Here is a 1,587-nt window from a genome sequence, read left to right on the forward strand (position 1 = left end):
GCTCGGGCACCAGGTCGCTCGGCTTGCTCAGGTGGAAGGCACCGGAGGCGATAAACAGGATGTGGTCAGTCTTGACCATGCCCAGCTTGGTGTTGACCGTGCACCCTTCGATCAGCGGCAACAGGTCGCGCTGTACACCCTCGCGGGACACATCGACGCCACCGGAGTTGCCGCGCTTGGCCACTTTGTCGATCTCATCGATAAACACGATGCCGTGCTGCTCGACCGCTTCCAGGGCCTTGGCCTTGAGTTCTTCCTCGTTGACCAGGCGCCCGGCTTCTTCGTCGCGCACCAGCTTCAGTGCTTCTTTCACCTTGAGCTTGCGGCTTTTCTTCTTGCCCTTGCCCATGTTGGCGAACAGGTTCTGCAACTGGCTGGTCATTTCTTCCATGCCAGGCGGGGCAGAGATATCCACGCCGGACACTTCGGCCACTTCGATCTCGATTTCCTTGTCATCCAGCTGGCCTTCACGCAGGCGCTTGCGGAACAGCTGACGGGTGTTGGAATCCGATGAAGGTGCGGCGTCTTCGTTGAAACCCATGCGTGCCGGTGGCAGCAGGGCGTCGAGGATGCGCTCTTCAGCGGCGTCTTCGGCGCGATGGCTGACCTTGGTCACTTCCTGTTCGCGCAGCATCTTCAGGGCGGCGTCAGCCAGGTCACGAATGATCGACTCGACATCGCGGCCCACATAACCGACTTCAGTGAATTTGGTCGCTTCGACCTTGATGAACGGGGCATTGGCCAATTTGGCCAGGCGACGGGCGATCTCGGTTTTGCCGACGCCGGTAGGGCCGATCATCAGGATGTTCTTGGGCGTTACTTCAACGCGCAGTTCTTCCGGCAGTTGCATCCGGCGCCAGCGGTTACGCAGCGCAATGGCAACGGCGCGCTTGGCATCGTCCTGGCCGATGATATGGCGGTTGAGTTCATGGACGATTTCGCGGGGAGTCATGGACATAGTGTTTGGCGGCCTCAAGCCTGAATAAGCCCAGGGCTTATTCGGCGAGGTCCTGCTCCTCAATGGTCTGATTGTGGTTGGTGAACACGCAGATATCGCCAGCGATACCCAGGGCGGTCTCGACGATTTCACGGGCTGACAGGTCGGTTTTCTTCAGCAGCGCGCTGGCCGCAGCCTGGGCGTAGCCGCCACCTGAACCCATGGCGATCAGGCCATGCTCGGGTTCAACCACGTCGCCGTTGCCGGTGATGATCAGGGAAGCGTCTTTGTTCGCAACCGCGAGCATGGCCTCCAGGCGGCTGAGGGAGCGGTCGGTGCGCCATTCTTTGGCAAGTTCGACAGCGGCGCGCACCAGGTGGCCCTGGTGTTTCTCAAGCTGGCCTTCGAAACGCTCGAACAGGGTAAAGGCGTCGGCGGTTGCGCCTGCGAAGCCGGCAAGCACCTGGCCGTGGTACAGGCGGCGCACTTTCTTGGCGTTGCCTTTCATCACGGTGTTGCCCAGGGAAACCTGGCCGTCGCCGCCCATGACAACTTTGCCGTGGCGACGTACTGAAACGATGGTGGTCAAGGGGAGAGTCTCCACGCAGCGGGGCGAAAATGCCCTGATGGAAACTCATATGGGGGGTGGC

The 1,587-nt window shown here is 60.7% G+C and carries 2 protein-coding genes; both read right to left on the minus strand.

Annotated elements, in window-relative coordinates:
• The coding region (gene hslU, locus BKD70_RS23630) for an HslU--HslV peptidase ATPase subunit (RefSeq protein WP_070415510.1) at nt 1-958 on the minus strand (958 nt) is incomplete at its 3' end.
• Nucleotides 959-995: 37 nt separating this feature from the next.
• Nucleotides 996-1,526, minus strand: coding sequence for an ATP-dependent protease subunit HslV (gene hslV / locus BKD70_RS23635; protein ID WP_003171209.1), 531 nt, complete (start codon nt 1,524-1,526; stop codon nt 996-998).
• Between the last annotated feature and the right edge of the window lie 61 nt (nt 1,527-1,587).

Source organism: Pseudomonas sp. BS-2016 (assembly GCF_001806145.1).
Classification (GTDB): domain Bacteria; phylum Pseudomonadota; class Gammaproteobacteria; order Pseudomonadales; family Pseudomonadaceae; genus Aquipseudomonas; species Aquipseudomonas lundensis.